The organism is Sphingobacterium spiritivorum (assembly GCF_016725325.1).
GTDB lineage: Bacteria > Bacteroidota > Bacteroidia > Sphingobacteriales > Sphingobacteriaceae > Sphingobacterium.
The window spans coordinates 489,898-506,656 of sequence record NZ_CP068083.1 but is presented as its reverse complement, the minus strand read 5'-3'; the positions used below and the strand labels follow the sequence as shown (position 1 = coordinate 506,656).

The 16,759-nt window shown below is 39.7% G+C and carries 13 protein-coding genes; 8 read left to right on the top strand and 5 right to left on the bottom strand.

Annotation, left to right across the window (positions count from 1 at the left end; translation table 11 throughout):
* Positions 1-67 precede the first annotated feature (67 nt).
* Positions 68-1,726: a M28 family metallopeptidase gene (locus tag I6J02_RS01905; RefSeq protein WP_201680159.1), complete on the bottom strand. Its 1,659-nt coding sequence runs from the start codon at positions 1,724-1,726 to the stop codon at positions 68-70.
* Positions 1,727-1,767: 41 nt separating this feature from the next.
* Positions 1,768-2,391 carry a SprT-like domain-containing protein gene (locus I6J02_RS01900; protein WP_201680158.1) on the bottom strand — a complete coding sequence of 208 codons (624 nt, stop codon included), beginning with the start codon at positions 2,389-2,391 and terminating at the stop codon, positions 1,768-1,770.
* A gap of 160 nt (positions 2,392-2,551) precedes the next feature.
* Between I6J02_RS01900 and I6J02_RS01895 the strand changes: the two genes are divergently transcribed.
* Both I6J02_RS01895 and recN read left to right on the top strand, forming a co-directional pair.
* Positions 2,552-3,412 carry a DUF4835 family protein gene (locus I6J02_RS01895; RefSeq protein WP_236582253.1) on the top strand — a complete coding sequence of 287 codons (861 nt, stop codon included), beginning with the start codon at positions 2,552-2,554 and terminating at the stop codon, positions 3,410-3,412.
* A gap of 87 nt (positions 3,413-3,499) precedes the next feature.
* A complete protein-coding gene (gene recN, locus I6J02_RS01890; protein WP_201680156.1) occupies positions 3,500-5,161 on the top strand; it encodes a DNA repair protein RecN in 1,662 nt (553 codons plus the stop codon).
* Positions 5,162-5,329: 168 nt separating this feature from the next.
* Here the strand turns inward: recN and I6J02_RS01885 are convergent, their stop codons facing one another.
* Positions 5,330-6,421 (bottom strand): hypothetical protein, encoded by a 1,092-nt coding sequence (locus I6J02_RS01885; RefSeq protein ID WP_201680155.1) that lies wholly within the window; start codon positions 6,419-6,421, stop codon positions 5,330-5,332.
* Positions 6,422-6,817: 396 nt separating this feature from the next.
* Between I6J02_RS01885 and I6J02_RS01880 the strand changes: the two genes are divergently transcribed.
* Positions 6,818-7,435: a Crp/Fnr family transcriptional regulator gene (locus tag I6J02_RS01880; RefSeq protein ID WP_201680154.1), complete on the top strand. Its 618-nt coding sequence runs from the start codon at positions 6,818-6,820 to the stop codon at positions 7,433-7,435.
* 117 nt (positions 7,436-7,552) lie between these two features.
* Here the strand turns inward: I6J02_RS01880 and I6J02_RS01875 are convergent, their stop codons facing one another.
* Both I6J02_RS01875 and I6J02_RS01870 read right to left on the bottom strand, forming a co-directional pair.
* Entirely contained in the window at positions 7,553-7,966 is a 414-nt protein-coding gene (locus I6J02_RS01875) for a hypothetical protein (RefSeq protein ID WP_201680153.1), read from the bottom strand.
* A gap of 147 nt (positions 7,967-8,113) precedes the next feature.
* Positions 8,114-10,663: an ATP-dependent Clp protease ATP-binding subunit gene (locus I6J02_RS01870; RefSeq protein ID WP_003010490.1), complete on the bottom strand. Its 2,550-nt coding sequence runs from the start codon at positions 10,661-10,663 to the stop codon at positions 8,114-8,116.
* Between the two features lie 187 nt (positions 10,664-10,850).
* Between I6J02_RS01870 and ettA the strand changes: the two genes are divergently transcribed.
* From ettA to hemN, 5 genes are all read left to right on the top strand, one after another.
* A complete protein-coding gene (gene ettA, locus I6J02_RS01865) occupies positions 10,851-12,533 on the top strand; it encodes an energy-dependent translational throttle protein EttA (protein ID WP_201680152.1) in 1,683 nt (560 codons plus the stop codon).
* A gap of 6 nt (positions 12,534-12,539) precedes the next feature.
* Complete coding sequence (locus I6J02_RS01860; RefSeq protein WP_201680151.1) at positions 12,540-13,724, top strand: PAS domain-containing sensor histidine kinase; 1,185 nt, start codon at positions 12,540-12,542, stop codon at positions 13,722-13,724.
* Positions 13,725-13,733: 9 nt separating this feature from the next.
* Complete coding sequence (locus tag I6J02_RS01855) at positions 13,734-14,795, top strand: response regulator (RefSeq protein WP_201680150.1); 1,062 nt, start codon at positions 13,734-13,736, stop codon at positions 14,793-14,795.
* Between the two features lie 166 nt (positions 14,796-14,961).
* The gene (locus tag I6J02_RS01850; protein ID WP_201680149.1) at positions 14,962-15,405 is read left to right on the top strand and encodes a lactate dehydrogenase; all 444 of its coding nucleotides are present in this window, start codon (positions 14,962-14,964) and stop codon (positions 15,403-15,405) included.
* Positions 15,395-16,759 carry an oxygen-independent coproporphyrinogen III oxidase gene (gene hemN, locus I6J02_RS01845; protein WP_201680148.1) on the top strand — a complete coding sequence of 455 codons (1,365 nt, stop codon included), beginning with the start codon at positions 15,395-15,397 and terminating at the stop codon, positions 16,757-16,759. The genes I6J02_RS01850 and hemN overlap by 11 nt, the downstream gene beginning before the upstream one ends.

The window sequence follows — 16,759 nt, the reverse complement described above, 5'->3', positions numbered from 1 at the left end:
TTAGATAAATTTGCCTTTATGTGCAATTTAATTGACTGCATATAAAGGCAATTTGTTGATTTATATGCTATCTCTTATCCCCGATATTTTTAAATTCGGATGTTTCTTTCCATTTCGGGAAGTAGTTTTCCAGACTCATAGTGTAACCGATATCAAAAAACAACCTGATATCTGCCAGTATACCTCCGAAATCCCAGTTTTCATCCACCTGATCGGTTACATTATGATAACGTCCGGCCAAAGCCTTAGTCCGTTTGAGAATACGTGCAGAATCCGTTTCCAGATATTGCTTGCCACTTCCCATAAATATAGCAGGAACTCCTTTTTTGACAAAACTAAAATGATCCGAACGGAAAAATCCGCCTGAAGAAGGATTCCCGGAATCATGAACTTCACGTCCGAATTTTGCTGCTGAACGAATAGCGTAATCTTCTACTTCCGATTGTCCCATACCTACTATGGATACATCTTTTGTCGCACCCATAGGACTAAAAGCATCCATATTCAGATTGGCTACAGTTTTTTTGAAGGGGTAGACAGGATTGGAAGCGTAGTAGGCTGACCCTAACAGCCCCTGTTCTTCTCCCGTGAGTGCCATAAATACAATTGTACGCTCTGGTTTAATCTTCGCTGCCTGGAATGCCTTTGCGATTTCAAAAAGAGCAGATACACCGGCAGCATTATCAATTGCACCGTTGTAAATAGAATCTCCGGCTATGGCTTCCCCAATACCCAGATGATCCCAGTGAGCCGAATAAATAATGACTTCATCCTTTCTAGAAGTTCCCTCTAACCGGGCAATAACATTATTGGAAGCAGATTTTCTGAATTTGTTTTTAAGCGTCAGACTTGTTGTCAGACCCAGATCGACAGGCTTGAACCCTGGTTTTTTAGCTTTTTCCAATACAGTTTCTCCTGATCCGGAAAGAGCAAGCAATTTTTGGGCTGTAGCAGCAGAGATCCACCCTTCAAATAAACAGTTAGATGCTCCGTTATCCTTCGATACCAGATCCAGTTGCGCTCCGCTCCAGCTGGATTTGACAACATCCCAGTCATAGCTTGCTGCAGCTTTATCATGTATCAGCAACACACCGGCAGCACCCTGACGGGCTGCTTCCTCATATTTGTATGTCCAGCGACCGTAGTAAGTCATGGTATCCCCCTTAAACAAGGTCTTGTCATAGTGTCCGGGATCATTGACCATTACGATAACTGTTTTACCCTTTACATCCAGTCCTGCATAGTCATTCCAGCTGTACTCCGGTGCAATAATGCCGAATCCTGCAAAGACCAGTTTGGATTGATCAAGTTGTATTTGTTCCTTCAACTGACGGCTGCCTATAACGTAGTCTTCCAGATCTTTTACTGTAACGCTGCCTTTTGCTCCTGTGAAAGTCAATTGGGCAGGAGCTGTGCTGTTGATCTCTACCATGGGTACTTCCTGAAAATAGCTGTCCCCATTTCCGGGAGTCAGGCCAAGCTGTTCAAATTGCTCGCGGATATAGTTTACCGCCAGGGTATCACCTTTCGTAAATGGTTTTCTGCCCATAAAACGATCGGATGAAAGTTCTTCTACATATTTTTTATAGCTGCCCTCTGAAATAGCATTCAGAGCAACAGAATCAAGTCCTGAGGTATCATGTTCAGATTTTTTTTTTGATTCTTTACTCTTGCAGGAAAACAATAGCACAGCAGAAAATAATAAAAGGAAGCCTGTTCTTTTCATAAATAGTAGTTTGAAGAATAAAAATACAAGAAATATTCTGATTATAGAGATGGATCGGGGATAGGATATATCTCTGCGATCGGATGAAAGAGATAAATCCGGTTGGTAGAGACTTCTACACACCTGTACCGTTTACGGATTCGTTCTTTTCGTTGAAATACACGCCCGTTTTTCATTGAAAACAGATCATCCTGATTGAGCATCTCCACCGTTATGATTGGAGATTGTGCACTGTCATATTCCTTTAAAGTCCTGAACAGATGCAGGTCGGTACAGCTGGAGGCTGCAGGATTATTGAGGTATTTGATAACAGCATGCAGTATTTTTTCCGGAAAAATATGCAGCTTCAGAAAAGGCTGCATCAGGAATTTGAAATTGTCTTTCCATTCCGTTCCGTGTGGTTTTACCTTATTCTTATGTTGTTGCCACGTTCGGAGATGTGCAAATTCGTGAATAGTGGTAATCAGAAAAGAATAAGGATTAAGATTGTTGTTAACGGAAATCTTATGGGATTCTCCGCGGTACGGAGCCTGATAATCACCCAATTTTGTAGCACGTGCACGGCTTATCTTAAAAGAACATTTAGAGTCAATGATCCATTGAGAGATAATAGGAGCAGCCAGTTTCGGCATGTATTTTTGTAATTGTTTGGTATAATCAGGCATTAGGACAAAAATAAGCAATTCAGTCTGAAAAGAGAAGCCTTCCGCAAGGCAGATAAGTTGGGGACAGGTATATAGAAAACCTGTAAAATAATCCTATATTTGACTAAACGCTTTACTTATTAATCTTATGTATAAAATAGTCTGTATTCTTTTATTGAGTATGCTGATATCACGAAGTTTCGCACAGGAACTCAATATTCGTGTAGAGGTGCAGTCTCCACAGGTACAGAATACCAATAAACGTGCTCTGGAAGTTCTGCAGAAAGCAATTTCTGATTTTTTAAACAACAGGACCTGGACTGGAAATAAAGTTCAGAACGAAGAACGTATTGATGGTGCACTGGTCATCACGATTACTTCCTGGGATGGTTCTAAAGAATTTAAGGGTACAGCACAGGTTTTCTCATCAAGACCTGTCTATGGTACAAATTATAACAGTCCTATATTGGCATTTAATGACAAGTATTTCAATTTCTCCTATATAGAAGGAGATATCCTCGATTATAATGAGAATCAGTATATGAGCAATCTGGCCTCTTTGCTGGGCTTTTATGCCAATGTAATTATCGGTATGGACGCAGATTCTTTTAAGTTGTACGGCGGAAATACATATTTCTCTGTAGCAAGGGATATTGTCAATTACTCCCAAAACGGCGACTATGTAGGTTGGCGCTCTATGGATGCTTTTGACAACCGGTACTGGCTGATCACAAACCTCACCGATCGCCGTTATGTGGCATACCGCGATTTTGCCTATAATTACCATATAAACGGATTGGATAAAATGGCTGAAAATGAACCACAGGCACGTACGGAAATGGGAACACTTCTTCCTAAACTTAAAGAGGTGGACAGAAACAATAGTGGAAATATTCTGACATCTGCATTTTACAGTGCTAAATCTAATGAGTTTGTAGGTATATTCAGCCGTATGCCGGGCAATGAAGGCGTAAAAGCCTATAATCTGCTGGTGGAGTTGGATCCTGCAAATTCAACTAAGTACGAAGAAATCCGAAAATAGATTAGAAAATCCTGGATAACGGACAACTAACATGTGGTAATATCTTCATAACATTAATTTTTTACTTTTGAATTTAGATTTATATATATGCTGAGCCGTCTTTATATTCGAAACTATGCACTGATCGATACGTTGGATATTTCCTTTGATAAAGGCTTAAATATCATCACCGGAGAAACAGGTGCCGGTAAGTCTATTATTATGGGAGCACTTTCTCTGATATTGGGAAGCCGTATCGAAGGTAAATACTTTTTCAATCAGGATCAAAAATGTATTATCGAAGGATATTTCAATATAGGAGCATATCATCTGCAATCCTTTTTTGATGAGCATGATATGGACTATGAAACCGAAACCATCATTCGGAGAGAAATCAGCGTAGACGGAAAATCACGTGCTTTTATCAATGATTCTCCTGTCAACCTGACCCTGTTGAAAAGCCTGGGAGAGCAGCTGATTGATGTGCACTCTCAGCACGCTACATTGCAGATTAATACAGAAGCTTTCCAGTTATTAGTAATAGACAGTATCGCAGGTAATGCGGAATTAAAGGTAGCTTTTGAAAAGACATTTAAGGAATACAGAGCAACCAGAAAAAAACTGGAGGAACTTAAAGGAGCTATCAAAAATGCAAATGCGGAACTGGACTACCACCAATTCTTGTTTGATGAACTGGAACAGGCCAATCTGCAGGAAGGGGAACAGACCAGACTTGAAGAAGAACAGCAGCAGCTGGAGAATGCAGAAGAAATAAAAAGAGGATTGCTGAGCGCAGTTAACTACCTGACCGAACAGGAGGCTAATGCTGTGTCTTTGATTAAAGATGCACTGGTACAGCTGCAACATATTGAAAAATATATGCCGGCTTCAGAAGATCTTTTCACCAGACTGCAGAGCACGCATATTGAACTCAAGGATATCGTGAATGAAATCGAAGGACTGGAACAGACCGTTGTATTGGATGAGTCCCGTCTGGATTCGGTCAATGATCGCCTGAATATCATTTATACCCTTCAAAAGAAGCATCGTGTGGAAGAGGTTGGCGAACTGATAGCCTTACGTAATGATTTGGAGAGTAAGATCATATCGGCTTCTTCGCAGGAAGAATTGTTGATTACACTGGAAAAGCAGCTTACATCTGTTATGCAGGCATTAAAAGATCTTGCCGGTCAACTCTCTGCATCCAGAAAAGATGTATTACCACAGATTCAGGACCATGTGGCTGCAGTCCTGACAGAAGTCGGTATGCCACATGCAAGGTTATATATTGACCTGCAATCTCTCGATGAGACACAATTTAAAGAATCCGGACAAGATAGTGTACAGTTTCTTTTTTCAGCTAATAAAGGGCAGGAATTACAACCCATACATAAAGTAGCATCCGGAGGAGAACTTTCGCGGGTGATGCTTGCCATTAAATCGTTAATTGCCCGTTCTACGGCGTTGCCAACCATTATATTTGATGAGATAGATACGGGTATATCAGGAGAGGTGGCGCTGAAAGTGGGAGAGATTATGCAACGCCTGGCTTCCCACATGCAGGTACTGGCAATCACACATTTGCCACAGATAGCTTCCAAAGGAAAAAGTCATTTTAAAGTATATAAGGAAGATAAAGAAGACAAGACCCAGTCAAATATTGTATTGTTAAATCATCAGGAGCGTGTTGTTGAGGTGGCTCAGATGCTGAGCGGAGCCAATCCCGGAGAAGCTGCAATCAAACATGCAACGGAACTGATTGAGGGTTGAGCAATTTTTGTTTCCTGATATAACCCTTAATTACCCCTGATTTACGGAACACCGGTCCGGGATTTATTTAAACTCTGCTTTTTTGAATGAAACTCGCTTTCTGCTTAAAATCGGCCTAACTCATTATCTAAAGAAATTTATGAATTCCTTTAGATAATTTTTGCAGTGTCAGAAAAGTTCTAAAGCCAAAGAATAAGGTTCATTTGCAGCGCCCCATCCATTATTAAAGCCACATAATCCGTATAAGTTTGCGACAAAATTAAGTGGATTATTGGTACCAGAACGAAGTTCATTGCTTGCAAATTGATAATAATAACCCCAGTTGTTGTTCCAGACACCATCTATATTTTGGTAAGTATTATAATTTACAGAAGTAAAAGTAAGTGAAATATCAGAAGAACCGTGAGAAGATCCTGACCAGTGACCTATATAAAAAACATTGACATTGGCAGATGGTTGATTTACCAGTCTGACCTGTAGTCGATTAACTCCCGCTATAACTGCCCATCTAAACTGTAAATTCATTTCAGGTGCTAATAAAGTTGGCTTAGGAAATCCATCCGTATCAATATTTCTGCCACGGTGTTTTACTTTATACACTTTACTGCCCTCCGAATCGAATAATGTTCGTCCTACTGTAACGCTACAGCCTGAGGCGCCTGCTGTGGCCGATAAAGAAAATGTTACCAAATCCGGAGAAGAATTACTAGGTGTACCTGTTACTGCATATAAAAGCTCACCAGATCCCACATTTGTTTTGCCAGACTGTAAAGTAGCTGTAAGTCCGGTTACACCTGTCGATGGTATTGGAGTGCCTCCGGAATAGGAACCTCCATTGCCGTCCGTATAGGGTACTTTCATGGTGCCCGAATAGGGAACACCTGATGTATAATTATTTGGAAACAATTCGGCTCCTGAACAATTAATCGCACCAATAGTTCCGTTTAAAGTAGTTCCACCTTCAAACGTTCTCCAGGAAGTGCCATTCCAAAAGACATAACCTTCATAAGATAATCCTCCTGTACCCAAATTATAAACAATTAAACCTCTGGCAGGTGACGGAATAGTTTTAACGTCTGTGGCTGATAGTAACTCGACCTGAGGTCCCAAAAATCCTTTCTTATTATTGGCTGGCAACGAGCTGACGTCCAGATGCAAAATAGCAGAAGGATTCGGAGATTTTGTTCCTATCCCGGTCTGTGCATAGGATGGGCAGCCTATTATCACTGCAATTAATATCAGTAATAGTATATTTTTCATGATTACCAGTGTTTTAAGTTAGCTTCTGATTTGATATCAACTTCTTGAAAAGAATATAATTATTGTCAGATTACAAATCTCGGATTTGCTGTTTGAAAAATATGTAATAAACTGACAGATAAATAGTTGTGAATATTGTCTTAAGTTGATTTTTTGAAAAATAAATAAACATAAGACAATAAAAAGTCGATGCCGGGTGCTGAGCTCCCGCAAATAAACTTCTATTATTGAATAAAGGTTTAGATAGGGAGAAGTTAAAGTGTTATAAATTAGATTCTTATGTTGTTTATTTTTTGTTAAAAATTGTACCTTTATTTATAAACGATATTTTTTTTCGTTTTTAAGGTTGACAAACAAAAGAATTATAATCGATTATTAACCATTAGAAACATTCCCATGTATAATTTCGAATTTGAGGACAGAGTGTTTTCAGGGCAACTGATTGCTGATATTAGAAAAAGCTGGGATTATTTTTTCCCGCTTTCCGATGAAGAATTTTTTCAGAAACTTGCCAGATTAAAACAGAAGAGTTTTAAAAAAAATCAATATTTACTCACAAAAGGTGAAGTGTGTTCCGAATACTTTTTTTTAACAAAAGGGGCGACAAAATATATTCAGGAAAAGGATACAGAAGAGTTTATAATTGATTTTAATTTTGAAGGGGAGTGGTGTGGAGATTATTATAGTTTTAGCACGCAAAAACCCTCTTATTTGTCAATAAAGGCTATCGAAGATGTTGAGGTGTTCGCATTGAGCCACCACGATAATTGCGCTTTGCGTGAAAAAAATAGCAATTATGAAAAATTAGAATTCAATATGTTACGTGCAGCCTATTTTTTGGCATTAAATAGATTAATACAATTTAAAAGTAATAGTCACGAGGAAAATTATCTTCAGCTTCTTCATCACAGACCTTTTATTTTTAAACGGGTAAAAATACATGATATAGCAACCTATCTGGGTATTACCCCATCTAGCTTAAGTCGTATACGCAGAAAAATATTGAAAAGATAATCAATGTTGAATGATCAAATATAGAGAAGGATTAAAGAAAGACATTAAAACAGGCTAATAAAAAAATGCCTGCAATATAAGTATTGCAGGCATTTTTTTATTAGGAATCAGTAATTCTTAGTTACCGATTTCAGCATCTGTCAAAACAATTTTTACAAGCATATCGCCTGGAGGAACTATAGTTGGATTAGTTCCAACTTCTGTCGCTTCAATTTCAACGCTACCTACACGGTAACTTGCTTCATAGCTATAATTACGAATTACTGCAGGAATAAGTTTATAGGATGTTTTGTCGTTATCGTAAGATATAGCTACACTAACATCTCCATCCTCAAAATATCTTGAATCTAACTGAGGCATAGAGATAGTAGTTTTGTATCTGTCTGTTCCACTTTGCAACTGCCAGTCTCCTTGTTTAACGGCTAAAACATAACTCACTCCTGGCAGAGAGTTGGTAATATACTCTTTTGTACAGCTGGACAAACCAATTGTCGTGCCGATCACTAATAGGGCTAATAGAATTCTTTTCATGTTATGTGAGTTTTAAAATTAATATTTGTTATCTATGTTATTAAGACAATGAAATGTTAAAAAAGTTTAAAGTGTTTAAGCAAAAATTTGGCCACAATAGAAAAGCACCGCGTATTTCGGTGCTTTTCTAATTATTTAGTAATAATCTTAATTATCTTTTGATACATCAGATTCTTTTGGCTTGTCTTTGCCTCCCTTCGGAGATTCACCTTTAACTGTAATTTCACTTTTCTCCTTATCCAGATCTACCGTTAACGTAGCCCCGCTCTGAAGTTCTCCTTTCAGGATTTCTTCAGCAATCGGATCTTCCAGATATTTTTGAATAGCACGTTTCAACGGACGAGCTCCAAAATTGGTATCATAGCCTTTTTCTGCAATGAATTCTTTAGCAGTATCGGTCAACTGAATTTTATAACCCAATCCTTCTATACGTGTGAACAGAGATCTCAGTTCAATATCAATGATTTTGAAAATGTTTTCTTTTGTTAACGAATTGAAGACAATGACATCATCGATACGGTTTAAAAATTCAGGAGCAAATGCACGCTTCAAGGCTGTCTCTATCACACCTCTTGAATGTGAATCTGCCTGATTGCTTTTTGCAGCAGTAGTAAAACCTACTCCCTGTCCGAATTCTTTCAACTGACGGGCTCCGATATTGGAAGTCATAATAATAATCGTATTACGGAAGTCTACACGACGTCCCAGACTATCTGTCAACTGACCTTCATCCAATACCTGTAACAATAAGTTGAATACATCCGGGTGAGCTTTTTCAATCTCATCCAGTAAGACTACAGCATAAGGTTTACGACGTACTTTTTCCGTAAGCTGACCACCTTCTTCATAGCCTACATATCCCGGAGGCGCTCCCACTAATCGGGATACTGCAAATTTCTCCATATACTCACTCATGTCAATCTGGATCAGTGAATCTTCAGAATCAAACATAAATCGAGCAAGTTCTTTTGCAAGCTCTGTTTTACCTACACCTGTAGGACCCAGGAAGATAAAGGAACCGATAGGTTTCTTAGGATCTTTCAGTCCTGCACGCGTACGTTGGATAGCTTTAACCAGTTTTTGTACAGCATCGTCTTGTCCGATAATACGGCCTTTCATCGATTCACCCATATTTAATAGCTTCTGGCTATCTGTCTGGCTTACCCGTTGTACAGGAATACCGGTCATCATGGATACGACTTCAGCTACATTATCTTCCGTAACGACGTAGCGTTTCGTTTTGGTTTCTGCTTCCCAGGCCGTTTTTTCACGTTCTAACTCTTCGAGTAATTTTTTCTCCGAATCACGAAGTTTTGCAGCCTCTTCGTATTTCTGACTGCGTACCACTTTGTTTTTCTCGATCTTCACTTCTTCAATCTTCTGTTCGATATCGATAATGGATTGCGGAACATGGATATTGTTTAAGTGAACACGTGATCCAGCTTCATCCAGTGCATCGATCGCTTTATCCGGAAGAAAACGGTCTGTGATATATCTCGTTGTCAGAGATACACAGGCTTCGATAGCTTCAGGAGTATAGTTTACATTGTGATGCTCTTCGTATTTTTCTTTGATACGGTTCAGAATCTCTACTGTCTCATCATGAGTTGCTGGTTCGATAGTGACACGTTGAAAACGACGGTCTAAAGCACCATCTTTCTCGATGTACTGACGATATTCATCAAGAGTAGTCGCACCGATACATTGAATCTCACCTCTTGCCAGGGCTGGTTTGAACATATTGGACGCATCCAGTGAACCAGACGCTCCTCCTGCACCTACTATGGTGTGAATCTCATCGATAAACAAGATCACGTCAGGTGATTTTTCCAGTTCATTCATGACCGCTTTCATACGCTCTTCAAACTGTCCGCGATATTTAGTGCCGGCTACCAATGATGCCAGATCTAAAGTAACGACACGTTTGTTGAAGAGAACACGGGATACTTTACGTTGAATAATACGGAGTGCCAGACCTTCTGCGATAGCAGATTTACCGACACCCGGCTCACCGATCAGCAACGGATTGTTCTTTTTACGGCGTGATAAAATCTGCGAAACACGTTCGATCTCTTTTTCACGGCCTACAATCGGATCCAGACGACCTTCTTCTGCAGCTTTTGTAAGGTCACGTCCGAAATTGTCCAATACCGGAGTTTTGGATTTGATATCGGATACCTTTTTAGGCTGATTGAATTGTTCCTCTTCAGGATATTCATCCTCGCCACCGGCAGATGATCCCGGAGCTTCATCTGTGATAGTGGTTTTATTCTGTTCCACTTCACTTTTGAAGACATCATATGATATCTGATATTGCTGAAGAATCTGCGAAGCGATATTTTCATCATCGCGCAGAATTGCCAGCATCAGATGCTCGGTTCCGATGATATCACTTTTAAATATTTTTGCTTCTAAGTATGTGATCTTAAGTACTTTTTCTGCTTGTTTGGTTAATGGCATATTGCCAATGGGTGCACGCGACACCGAAGAACCCTTTACTGCATCCTCAATAGACTGACGCAAGGCTGCAGTATCGATACCGATATTTTTCAAAATCTTAATCGCCACTCCATCTCCCTCACGAATCAGACCAAGCAAAAGATGCTCCGTGCCAATATAATCATGACGAAGGCGTAATGCTTCTTCTCGACTGTAGGAAATCACATCCTTTACGCGTGGTGAAAATTTTGCTTCCATGTAGTTTTACCTTTCTGTTTTGGGGTTAGAATTAAGGATATTATAAATGTAGAAATATATATCCAAAAATCTTACGCTAATTTTAATATTCTTATCAACAATTACGCCATATGCCTAAATGTAGCAAAATGTCAGTTTATCGGCCGGATTATTTATCTTTGTTTACAAAACAGTTACAAAAATCAATATGTCTGACGAAAAAATTATCTTTTCGATGGCTGGTGTAAACAAGATTTACCCACCTCAAAAACAAGTTTTAAAAAATATATACTTATCCTTCTTTTACGGTGCCAAAATCGGTGTTATCGGTCTTAATGGATCCGGAAAATCTTCACTCTTAAAAATCATTGCCGGTCTTGACAAATCCTTTCAGGGTGAGGTAGTTTTCTCACCGGGCTATTCTGTAGGCTATCTTGCTCAGGAACCCGAATTGGATACGGAAAAGACTGTTCGTGAAATCGTTGAAGAGGGTGTAGCTGAGATTACAGCCATATTAAAGGAATACGAAGAAATCAATGACAAATTTGGTCTGCCTGAGGTCTATGAAAATGCAGATGAAATGGATAAACTTCTGGCGAGACAGGGAGAATTGCAGGATAAAATCGATGCGACAAATGCCTGGGAACTGGATTCCAGACTGGAGCGTGCCATGGATGCACTCCGTTGTCCGGAACCGGAAGCTAAAATTGCCAATTTGTCAGGAGGGGAGCGCAGAAGAGTGGCACTATGTCGCTTATTACTGCAGGAACCGGACGTATTATTACTGGATGAGCCAACCAATCACCTCGATGCAGAGTCTATTGACTGGCTGGAACAACACTTACAACAATACAAAGGTACCGTTATAGCGGTAACGCACGACCGTTACTTTCTGGATAATGTTGCCGGATGGATTCTGGAACTGGACCGTGGAGAGGGTATTCCATGGAAGGGAAATTATTCTTCATGGCTGGATCAGAAAGCTAAACGTCTGTCACAGGAAGAAAAAACAGAATCTAAACGTCAGAAAACACTGGAGCGTGAATTGGAATGGGTACGTATGGCTCCCAAAGCCCGTCATGCCAAATCTAAAGCCCGCCTTCATAATTATGAAAAACTGGCTTCTGAAGAAACAAAAGAGCGCGAAGAAAAACTGGAGCTTTTTATCCCTCCGGGACCACGTCTTGGAAATGTCGTTATAGAAGCAAACAATATCTCCAAATCTTACGGCGACCGTATTTTATTTGAAAACCTGAGTTTCTCACTACCTCCTGCTGGTATTGTGGGGATTATCGGGCCAAACGGAGTTGGTAAAACCACTTTATTCAGATTGATTACAGGACAGGAGAGTCCGGATACAGGTACATTCAAAGTAGGAGAGACGGTTGTCTTGGGTTATGTGGATCAGATGCACAATGATCTGGATCCTAATAAATCGGTATGGGAAAATATTACAGACGGAAATGATAATATTTTATTGGGCAATCGTCCGGTAAACTCGCGTGCCTATGTTTCCAAATTCAATTTTAACGGTGCGGATCAGCAGAAAAATGTTGGTGTACTATCCGGAGGTGAGCGTAACCGCGTGCATCTGGCTATTACATTAAAGAAGAGCTCTAATGTACTGTTGCTCGATGAGCCTACCAATGATATCGATGTCAATACACTGCGTGCACTGGAAGAAGGGTTGGAAAATTTTGGTGGCTGTGCTGTTGTTATTTCCCACGACAGATGGTTTCTGGATCGTATTTGTACACATATTCTTGCTTTTGAAGGAGACTCGCAGGCTTACTTCTTTGAAGGTAACTACAGCGAATATGAAGAGAATCGTAAGAAAAGACTGGGAGATGTCGCTCCGAAACGTGTGAAATATAAGAAGTTGGTAAAATAAAGAAAAGTGGAAGCAGCAAAGTTATTAAAAGCAATCATTGATCATGCCATTGATGGTATTATTACGATTGATAATAAAGGGATAGTAGAAAGTATTAATCCTGCAGCTTCCAGTCTGTTCGGTTATTCGCCGGAAGAGGTGATCGGGCATAATATCTCTATACTTATGCCTGAGCCGGACCGCAGTAAGCATGACAGCTATATTCATAATTATAAGGAGACTGGTCAAAAAAAAATCATAGGAATCGGAAGGGAAGTGCTGGGCCGTCGTAAGGATGGCAGTACGTTTCCTTTCCGATTGGCTGTAAGCGAAGTGTTCTATGAACATAAGAATGTATTTACAGGATTTATCCATGACCTTTCCAAAGAAAAGGCTGCTGAAGATAAGCTGCTGAAGCATGCTCTTGAACTGGAACAGCGAATCCGGGAACGTACTAAAGATCTCATAAAGACGGTTTCCGAACTTGAAAAGGCAAAGGCAGAAGTCAGTAATTCGCTGGAAAAGGAAAAAGAACTAGGTCAGATGAAGTCACGCTTTGTGTCTATGGCTTCCCATGAATTCAGGACACCGTTGAGCTCCATCCAGCTGTCGGCTTCTCTTATCGAAAAGTATATAGAGAAACCGGATTTTCTGAATGTACGTAAACACACGTCACGTATCAAAGGATCCGTTCAGCTATTGACTAATATTCTGAATGATTTTCTTTCATTGGAAAAACTGGAAGCTGGTGTGGTAGCTGTTCAGAAAGAGCGCATCAATCTGGTTACGCTGGCAGAAGAAATCACAGAAGAGATGCAGATGATCTGTAAGAAAAATCAGCATATCGTATATGAACATACCGGTACGGAAGCAGAGTTTACGATGGATGCGCATCTGTGGAAAAGTATTGCGATCAACCTTATCTCCAATGCCGTGAAATATTCTGGCGAAGATACGTTTATTGAATTCAGTACGATGATTGAAGGAAATACCTGCACGGTTAGTATCAAAGATAATGGTATCGGTATTCCGGAAGAAGATCAGGTCAATCTGTTTGAGCCATTTTTCCGGGCGCATAATACCGGCAACATACCGGGAACAGGATTGGGACTGAATATCGTAAGGCGCTATGTCGAATTGCTGGGCGGACATCTGGTGTACAGATCTGTTATAAATGAAGGAACCTCTTTTTTACTCACTTTTGAACAATAATTAATAAAAATGGATAAGAAGAATATCTTAATTATTGAAGATAACTTTGAAATTCGGGAAGGTACAGCTGAAATACTCGAATTGACAGGGAATTATAATATCATTACGGCTGAAAATGGAAAGATTGGTGTTGATCTTGCTATCAAACATCTTCCCGATCTGATTCTTTGTGATATTATGATGCCTGAGCTGGACGGCTATGGAGTGCTTTACATGTTGAGTAAACATGAAGAAACCGCTACCATTCCTTTTATTTTTCTGACAGCCAAAAGTGAACGGGTAGACATGCGAAAAGCGATGGAAATGGGGGCAGATGACTATCTTACCAAGCCATTTGATGATCTCGAACTGCTAAATGCTATCGAAAGCCGGTTGCGGAAAAGAGGGCAATTAGTAGCTAAGACTGCACCCGGACATGATGGTCTGCAATTGAGTGATGAAGAACAGCAGATACTTCTAAAAGATCTGATCGAATCTTCAAGAGTAAAGCTCTTCAAGAAGAAGCAGGCTATTTATGAATCAGGAGACAATCCTATTTTTGTTTACTACCTTATTAAAGGGCGAATAAGAAGTTTTCTGTATTATATGGATGGAAGAGAGCTTTCGACAGATATACATATAGACCGCAGTTTCTTTGGATATGAGTCTGTATTGTTAAATGAAAAGTACAGTGATAACGCATCTGCTCTGGAAGATTCGGAAGTGGCATTGATTGCAAAGGATGATTTCTTTGAATTACTTTATCGGAAACCGGCTGTTACAGGTAAGTTTATCAAACTGTTATCAGGTAATATCAGGGAAAAAGAAGAGAAACTTCTGGAACTGGCCTATGATTCTGTACGTAAACGTGTGGCTAATGCTTTGGTAGATGTCGCTGAAAAATCAGAGGCTGAGCATGAAGATGAGTATCTTATCCGTATCTCAAGAGATGATCTTGCAGCTTTGGCAGGTACAGCCAATGAAACGATAAGCAGGATGCTGGCTGATTTTAAAGATGAAAAACTGATCAAAAAAGAAGGCAATGCAATCCGGATATTTTCTGTAGAAAAATTGAGAAAGATTAAACAGTAATCAGATATCAATATAGAAATAGGAGAGGTTTTCGCACAGAAAGCCTCTCCTATTTTTTGTGATATAGTGATGAATATCACTTCTTTACTTGATAGCCTTCACGAAGGAGGGTATATATATAACTTAAATTTGTTTTGCGTTATCGAATAAATGGAGAAGATATTACATGAAAGTCGTTGCCTATAATATTAAGCCTGAAGAGAAAGAGATATTGGTACTTGCCAATGGAAAGTTGCACGATCTGACATTGATATGCAATGAATTGAATCATAGTACCGTCCACTATGCTATCGGAAAAAAAGCAATCATTGTGTCGGATGACGACATTCTGGATAAAAATATTTTGCGTGAACTCAAAGCGCTTGGCGTTCAGTATTTGATCACCAGATCTATCGGGACTTTACATATTGATACAGAAGAAGCCAGTCTCCTCAACATTAAAATAGCCAATACCCCTTACGAAAATCAGACTATAGAAGGCGTCGCCAGACAGACCATCCGTAATCTTAATCTCTGGGAAAATGGTAAATGTGTAGGCCGGGCTTGTTGTTGCTCCAATGACTGTGCTGCCCTGGAAGATAAATCTAAACATCTGAAAGATGGAGAATAAAAACATCGAACACCTAATCCGTAAATATAATGTGGCGGCACCCCGTTACACCAGTTATCCTACAGTTCCGTTTTGGGAAAATGACAGATTTAATATGCCAGATTGGGAAAATCGGGTAAAGCAAACTTATATAAGTTCCGGTGCGAATGGAATCAGTATTTATATTCATTTGCCATTTTGTGAAGATTTATGTACCTATTGTGGTTGTAATACCCGTATTACTAAAAATCATAAAGTCGAAGAGCCGTATATTACTGCTGTATTGAAAGAGTGGGATATGTACAAACAGATTATAGGAGACACCACTTTAAAAATCAGTGAAATCCATCTGGGCGGAGGAACTCCAACCTTTTTTCAGCCTGCTAATCTGGAACGGTTGATAACAGGTATTCTGGAGGGCAATAGCTGTGCTGAAGATGCTTCTTTCTCTTTTGAAGCCCATCCTGCAAATACAACTGAAAAGCATCTCGAAACGCTTTATGATTTGGGTTTTAGACGTTTAAGTCTGGGTATACAGGATTTTGATGCTAAAGTGCAATTCGTGATCAATCGTCTGCAAACAGTTGAGGATGTAGAGCGTGTCGCTGCACAGGCGCGGGCAATAGGCTATACTTCCATCAACTTTGATCTGATCTATGGTCTTCCTTTTCAGACCGAAAATACGATTACACAGACTATAGATAAAGCATTGGAAATGCGACCGGATCGCATATCTTTTTATAGTTATGCTCATGTGCCCTGGATCAAACCGGGTCAGCGCAGGTTCACGGAAATGGATTTGCCAGAGGGTGAAAATAAACTCAGACTGTATAATCTGGGAAAACAAATGATTAGAAAAGAAGGATATGAGGATGTAGGAATGGATCATTTTGCCAGACCTGATGATGAATTGTTTCTGGCTTCCCGGGAAGGAAGGTTACACCGGAATTTCATGGGATATGCGGATCGCTATACTCCGTTAATGATTGGGTTGGGGGTATCTTCTATCAGTGATGCATGGACTGGTTTTGCTCAGAATGTCAAGACCGTAGAAGAATATCACCATTTAATCGCAGAAGAAAAATTGCCGGTTGTAAAAGGACATTTGCTGACTGAAGAGGATGAGATATTGAGAAGGTATATCCTGCATATGATGTGTAGGGGGGAAATGAAATTTGAAAAAGATTTTAAACTGAATACACCGATCAAAGAGCGTCTGGAGCCGATGTTTCTGGATGGTTTACTGACAATGGGAGCAGATAATGTATGTATTACAGAAGCCGGAAAATCTTTTTTACGTAATATCTGTATGGCTTTTGATGAGCGTCTGCAACAGTCAAAAGAACAGAACCGATTATTCAGTCAAGCAATATAG

Bases quoted from the DNA above. Each gene is read 5' to 3' on its own strand.
- hemN (WP_201680148.1), top strand. From the start codon at position 15,395: ATGGAGAATAAAAACATCGAACACCTAATCCGTAAATATAATGTGGCG.
- I6J02_RS01875 (WP_201680153.1), bottom strand. From the start codon at position 7,966: ATGAAAAGAATTCTATTAGCCCTATTAGTGATCGGCACGACAATTGGT.
- I6J02_RS01895 (WP_236582253.1), top strand. From the start codon at position 2,552: ATGCTGATATCACGAAGTTTCGCACAGGAACTCAATATTCGTGTAGAG.
- I6J02_RS01900 (WP_201680158.1), bottom strand. From the start codon at position 2,391: ATGCCTGATTATACCAAACAATTACAAAAATACATGCCGAAACTGGCT.
- I6J02_RS01870 (WP_003010490.1), bottom strand. From the start codon at position 10,663: ATGGAAGCAAAATTTTCACCACGCGTAAAGGATGTGATTTCCTACAGT.
- I6J02_RS01885 (WP_201680155.1), bottom strand. From the start codon at position 6,421: ATGAAAAATATACTATTACTGATATTAATTGCAGTGATAATAGGCTGC.
- I6J02_RS01850 (WP_201680149.1), top strand. From the start codon at position 14,962: ATGAAAGTCGTTGCCTATAATATTAAGCCTGAAGAGAAAGAGATATTG.
- I6J02_RS01855 (WP_201680150.1), top strand. From the start codon at position 13,734: ATGGATAAGAAGAATATCTTAATTATTGAAGATAACTTTGAAATTCGG.
- recN (WP_201680156.1), top strand. From the start codon at position 3,500: ATGCTGAGCCGTCTTTATATTCGAAACTATGCACTGATCGATACGTTG.
- I6J02_RS01880 (WP_201680154.1), top strand. From the start codon at position 6,818: ATGTATAATTTCGAATTTGAGGACAGAGTGTTTTCAGGGCAACTGATT.
- I6J02_RS01905 (WP_201680159.1), bottom strand. From the start codon at position 1,726: ATGAAAAGAACAGGCTTCCTTTTATTATTTTCTGCTGTGCTATTGTTT.
- ettA (WP_201680152.1), top strand. From the start codon at position 10,851: ATGTCTGACGAAAAAATTATCTTTTCGATGGCTGGTGTAAACAAGATT.